This window comes from Pseudoalteromonas sp. 20-92 (assembly GCF_030847595.1).
In the GTDB taxonomy this organism is placed as follows: Bacteria; Pseudomonadota; Gammaproteobacteria; order Enterobacterales; family Alteromonadaceae; genus Pseudoalteromonas; species Pseudoalteromonas fuliginea.
In genome coordinates, this window is record NZ_JANJGQ010000046.1 from 1 (window position 1) to 5,941 (window position 5,941).

General features: G+C 35.6%; 4 protein-coding genes and 1 pseudogene. 2 read left to right on the top strand and 3 right to left on the bottom strand.

Going from position 1 to position 5,941, the window contains the following annotated elements:
- Positions 1 to 1,016: 1,016 nt before the first annotated feature.
- From NRL14_RS20535 to NRL14_RS20545, 3 genes are read right to left on the bottom strand one after another with little or no spacing between them, the layout of a single operon-like run.
- Positions 1,017 to 3,230 carry a peptidase domain-containing ABC transporter gene (locus NRL14_RS20535; RefSeq protein WP_306725490.1) on the bottom strand — a complete coding sequence of 738 codons (2,214 nt, stop codon included), beginning with the start codon at positions 3,228 to 3,230 and terminating at the stop codon, positions 1,017 to 1,019.
- A complete protein-coding gene (locus NRL14_RS20540) occupies positions 3,230 to 4,474 on the bottom strand; it encodes an HlyD family secretion protein (RefSeq protein ID WP_306725491.1) in 1,245 nt (414 codons plus the stop codon). Before NRL14_RS20540 ends, NRL14_RS20535 begins: the two co-directional genes overlap by 1 nt.
- Before the next feature lie 2 nt (positions 4,475 to 4,476).
- The gene (locus tag NRL14_RS20545; protein ID WP_096794047.1) at positions 4,477 to 4,818 is read right to left on the bottom strand and encodes a hypothetical protein; all 342 of its coding nucleotides are present in this window, start codon (positions 4,816 to 4,818) and stop codon (positions 4,477 to 4,479) included.
- A 359-nt stretch (positions 4,819 to 5,177) separates the two neighbouring features.
- Between NRL14_RS20545 and NRL14_RS21110 the strand changes: the two are divergent.
- Both NRL14_RS21110 and NRL14_RS20550 read left to right on the top strand, forming a co-directional pair.
- Positions 5,178 to 5,306, top strand: a pseudogene (locus NRL14_RS21110) (hypothetical protein); the annotation flags it as partial.
- A gap of 407 nt (positions 5,307 to 5,713) precedes the next feature.
- The coding region (locus NRL14_RS20550) for a transposase (protein ID WP_306725492.1) at positions 5,714 to 5,941 on the top strand (228 nt) is incomplete at its 3' end.

Sequence of the window (5,941 nt, forward strand, 5' to 3'; positions counted from 1 at the left end):
GCTAGAAACATTATTGCTAGTGGGTTACCGCCATTAACTTGCTCTACTTGATGCGTATTTAATTCTTTCATTTTTATATCCTTTTCAATTAGTGTTATTACTTCGCGATTAAACGCCCTAGTTCCCAACCAGCTTTAAATGCTGCCCAAAGTGCATTACCACCATTCACTTCTTCTAACTGTACTGCGTTAAGTTCTTGCATCTTTATTCCTTATTATTGAAGTTTTTCGTAAATATAACCACCTGCCAAACCAGCTAGAAACATTATTGCTAGTGGGTTACCGCCATTAACTTGCTCTACTTGATGCGTATTTAATTCTTTCATTTTTATTGGCTACCTATTTATATTATTTAAGTTGATTCATTAGATCTCTAATGGCTTGCAGCCATGCACCCTCATGATAAACCGTTGAAACACCACCACTCACTACTTCCAACTGAACTATATTTAATGTTTTCATATACCTCTCCTATTGAAAAATCTTTGGAATAGTTGGGACTTTAGGTCCAATTACACAACCACCATCTACAATGCCACCATTAGCTTCTTTCACTTGCATTATGTTCAATTCATTCATGATATTTTCCTATTTTAAGTTTATTGTGTTTTAGTAAGTCTGATTAAATTTTGGTATTTCAATAGGGCCACATATTACTGGTCTGCTTCCAGTAGAAACTGCACCACCTGTTGCTTCTAAGCTTTCTGTACAATTTAATAATTTCACTTTTAATCTCCAACGCTTTAATTTATCTACGCTACAATCGAAGCATAATTTTTTATAATATAAATATTGCAAGGCCAATAAAGGCTGGATTTATAGACATACCACCATTGACGTTGTTTATTTGAGCTCCATTTATATTCTTCATTATTTTCATTTTTATCTAGCAATGAGGTCTAAAATAATCTCTATAAAAGTAGGTGGAGATCTATCTACTGCTACATCACAACCACCATTTATTTTCTCTAATTGAACAACATTTAACTCTTTCATTTATTTCTCCTTTTTTATTAATTAACTTATTAAAAAACTGCCATCTGAACTTGTATCTATAAACTCTTCATTTTCAATATTTAAGCTATTTATTTTCTTTATAGCTTTAGTTCTTGAACCTAAATCTGGCTTATCTACTTCTATTGCTTCACCATATCTAAGCTCTATAACTCTATCTGCACTGGCTATTGTTTCAGGCCTATGTGCAATAATAATGCGTGTCACATCTAAATTTTTAACGGCTTCGTTTACTGAAAACTCTAGCTTTGTGTCTAAGTTACTTGTTGCTTCATCCATAAACAGAATTTTAGGTTTTCTGTACAAAGCTCTTGCAAGTAATAAACGCTGTATTTGCCCGCCCGATAACGCAGCTCCCATATCACCAACAAGTGTGTTGTAGCCCATTGTCATTTGTAAAATATCGTTATCTATAGCTGCAATTTTAGCCGCCCATTCAACTTGTTGCATATCGAGCTCTGGGTCAAAAAACGATATATTGTCAGCTATTGAGCCTGATAGAAGCTGGTCGTCCTGCATTACAGCTGCAATCTGCGTTCTATATTGACCAAGTCCTAGCTGTCTAATATCAATACCGTCTACTTCAATCTTTCCTTCGTCGGGTTCAAACAATCCAAGCATTAACTTTGCAAGTGTGGTTTTACCGCAACCCGACGGGCCAATAATGGCGACTGACTCTCCGGCTTTAATTGATAGGTCTAGGTGTTTAAATACCGGTGCTTCTTTTTTGTTGTATCGGTAATTAATGCCTTTAAGCTCTATGTTGCCACTGATTTTCTTACCACTCATTTTGCCTTGAATATTTTGCTCTTTCTCAGTTAAAGAAATATCAGCTAGGCGGTTAAAATGAAGGCTAAGCATTTTAAATTCGATTATTTTTTCGATTAAGCTCGCCATTTTTTCTACAAATTGGCGTTTATAAGCCATAAAGGCAAACAACATACCGACCGTTAAATCACCTTCCATGACCAGCATGGCTGCAAAGTAAATAACTAGAACATTTTCAAGACCAAAGATAATTTTATTAAATGCTTCGTAGCCTATGTTTAAGTGTCCTACACGTATTCCTGAGTTCAAACTGTCTGCATACTTGTTATGCCATACACTTTGTCTTTGAACTTCTCGCCCAAACAGTTTAATCGTTTGGATACCTCTAACGGTTTCCATAAAGTTCGATTGCTCTTTGGCTTGGTTTACTATTACCTCTTCTGACATTTGACGAAGTGGACGATACATTGCAATTCTAAACACGGCATAAATGGCTATCGCTATTAAAACGATGACGCTGAGCTTTGGGCTGTATAAAAAAATCATAATAAGTGTTGCGATAGCCATCACACCATCGATAACCGCCTCTATTACTCCTTTAGTAAGTAACTCCTTTACTTGTTGCAGTGAGCCGAACCGAGAGACGACATCACCTATATGCCGTTTTTCAAAATACTGTAATGGTAATCTGATTAAATGATGAAATAGATTGGCACCAAGCTGTATGCTCATTAAATTACCAAAGTGCAATAATAAAACACTCCGTACAGCTCCCGTGACCATTTCTATTCCCATCAACAAGCCAAATCCAATTGCTAAAATAGCGAGTAGATTTTGGTCGTAGCTTAAAATCACTTCATCAACTACAAGCTGCATGTAGTAAGGGCTCGCTATTGCAAATGCTTGCAGTAATAGTGATAAAACAAACACTTTACCTAACGTTGACTTTAAACCTGTGACCTTGCTCCAAAAATCAGATAACTTTAAATTTACACGTGAATCTTCTGACTTAAACTCTTCTGTTGGGCTCAATTCCAATGCAACACCCGTGAAGTGTTTAGAAAACTCTTCCATTGTATATTTGCGTTCACCTAAACCCGGATCGTGTATCTCAATTGACTTTTTAGTTACCTTTTTAAGTACTACAAAATGATTCATATCCCAGTGTAAAATGCAGGGAGTTTTAAGCTGCGATAAATGGTCTAAATCTAATCTTAAAGCACGAGAACTCAGCTTCAACTTATCTGCTATTTGCATCAGCTCTTCAAGGTTGGCACCTTTCAAAGATATTTCATGCTCTTGACGTAAACTTGTTAAGTCAGTTTTATATCCATAATACGCAGCAACCATTGCAATACTTGCTAATCCACATTCAGCTGCTTCTGTTTGTAAGATTACTGGAAGTCTTTTTACTCCACTAAATCTTAATAAATGCATTGGGTTTTCCATTATACTGCTCCCTTAATGCTATATATTGGCTCAAATAACCACTCAAACAGCGAACGACTATCTACCATAATGTCGGCCTCTAGTAACATGCCTGCTTGTAAAGGAACTGAAGCCCCATAAGCTTGCGCATTTTGATTTGTTAGCTCAACTACCACCTGGTACATAGGCTCTTGAAGCGACACGGGTAAAGCAGTCTCATTTGGTAAAAGTATTGATTTAGATACACTTTTTATTACTCCATCATATATACCAAAGCGTTGGTACGGAAATGCTTGATAACGAATGCGTGTACCTTGTCCTTTCTGCACAAATCCATATGCTCTTGTGGGTACAAAAAGAACGGCTTCTAATTTTGTGTCCTCTGGTAAAACAGCCATCAATGGGTAATTTGATTGCGCCATCATTCCAGGTTTAACCAACAAGTTACTAATGCGTCCACTACGCTGGCTACGAACATCATAACTACCTTGTGATTCAGCTTGGCTAATCTGCTGATTTATATTAGCTAATTGAGAACGTAGCTGTGATTCAATCTCTTGTTGATTCATCGGCATTTGTATTAATTCAAACTGGTACTGACTGAGTAACTCTTTTTGCGTGAGTAAACGCGCTTCTAAATCTTCTGCTTGTTGCTGAATCGCAAAATAATTATCTTTTACCGTCTCTAAATCAGCATTAGAAGCAAATTGTTTTTCTATGAGCGACTCCGTATCAGCAACTCTCTTCTTACTCAAAACAACTCGTTTTTCTAATAATGTCAGCTGTTTTTGGGCCTGCTCCACCTGAAAAGTCGTACTCGCTATTTGAGATTCTAATTTTTCAAGACTCACTTCAGCTAATAACTTTTGATTTTGTAAGTTTTCATTTAAAAATTGCTTTTGCTTGGTTAACTCACTCACAATCACATCATTAATGTCGTTGCCTGAGGCCAGTAACCTTTCTATGCGTATCCGTGCTAATAACTGCCCTTTTGCGACATGCTCCCCTTCTTCAACAAAAATTTCATCAATAACACCGGTTGTTAAAGGGTAGACTTTAGATAGCCCTGTTGTTGGCCGCAAATAACCGGAAACAACTTCTTTTCGGTGGTATTCACCTAATACAAGATATGTAAAGCCAACAACAACAATTCCTAAAATTAAACCCAGGATCCATTTAAAAGACATATGAGTTGCTATAGTTACTTCCCCATCAAGTTTTTGTCCTTGATGGTCAATCGCTTCTTTACGAAATAAATCAGACATATTTACGCCATTGCCTCAGGTAGTGGTGTACTACAATGTAATTTCCATTCACCTGACTCTTTTACTAGCGAATGTAAATTGCTCGACACTTTATCTATAGCTTTACCATCTATCTCTGCTTTAAAATTAACTACATCCCTTACAACTAATAAGTCGTCTTGCTTTGCAATTAATGCAACATTTTGCAAAGTAAACTTAAAATCAAATTGCTTTCTTAGTGTTTCAAACTGTTGCTTAGTTGCATTAAATAAAGGGGAGCCAGAACAAAAATAATCCTCTAGATCATCTAAGCTACCATCGCAGATTAATGCATAGTAACTACTAAAATATTCATTAAGCGTCATAGTAAACTCCAAATTATTTAACTTTTAAAGAGGGTTTTTATTGCCGCCCTCTGATTCGATGGAATTTATATTCACAGATAATTATTCATTTAGCAAATGTAAGGATAATTTAAAAAATTATTTTTTTTCAGTCACTTAAGATAAAAAGTTATTTTAAAATAAGCTAGTAATAGTGACTAGGTTTGCTTTGCTAATATGATAAACATATTTACGGATATAAATTTCGAAAGGAATACATAAAGAAGTCTCATCTCAATAGTTGTTTGGGTCTAATTTAATTGGACGCTTCATTTATTGGCATTAATGCCAATAAATTAAAGAAAAAATATAAGTTAAAAAAGTAATACAAAAGCTACCCAGAAGCTTTTAAAGATAAAGCTATTTTAATAATAAAAGAGCGAGGCTACAGTACTGTAAAAGCTGCTAAGCCTCTTCGCGTGACCAACAATTCACTTTACAGATGGAAATATAAAGCAATTACTAAGTAGCAAGGGATTACTTTGGATGAATTTGAACGGGGTAAGTAAAAATAGATGAAAAAACGCTAAATCACGAATTCAAAAAGTAATACTAACTAAGGTCAGGGTGATATCAGGTGGTCAGTGCAACATGTTTTAAATAATATCATTAGGAGTTAAATAGTTTAATATCCTTCTAGTTCGATCATTTAGTTTATTAGCGATTTTAGGTCAAAGCCATGTAGGCTTGTCCTTTTGGGGAAGTACTACGCAACTTTATCAACATATACTTTAAGGTTTTACAGACGTATGCGATGACTATTTGAAAGTATGCGAAGTAGTTTAAGGTAACTATTTAAACACAAGCGGTAATTCTCCCAAAAAATAATAGAAGCCAAATATGGAATTTTCTCTTATTGTAAAGACAGGAGAAAATTATGAAAAAAGCACATTTTACAGACAGTCAAATCCTTGCCATTTTAAAACAAGCAGAAAACGGCGTGCCGATCCCTGAGCTATGCCGTGAACATGGTATGGGGAACTCAACCTTTTATAAATGGCGCGCTAAATACGACGGCATGGATGCGCCTTTAATGACACGAATGAAAGAGCTTGAAGATGAAAATCGCCGTTTAAAGAAAATGTATGCTGAAGAGCGGCTAAAA

Coding starts and splice junctions, on each gene's coding strand:
- NRL14_RS20545 (WP_096794047.1), bottom strand. CDS start 4,818: ATGACGCTTAATGAATATTTTAGTAGTTACTATGCATTAATCTGCGAT.
- NRL14_RS20540 (WP_306725491.1), bottom strand. CDS start 4,474: ATGTCTGATTTATTTCGTAAAGAAGCGATTGACCATCAAGGACAAAAA.
- NRL14_RS20535 (WP_306725490.1), bottom strand. CDS start 3,230: ATGGAAAACCCAATGCATTTATTAAGATTTAGTGGAGTAAAAAGACTT.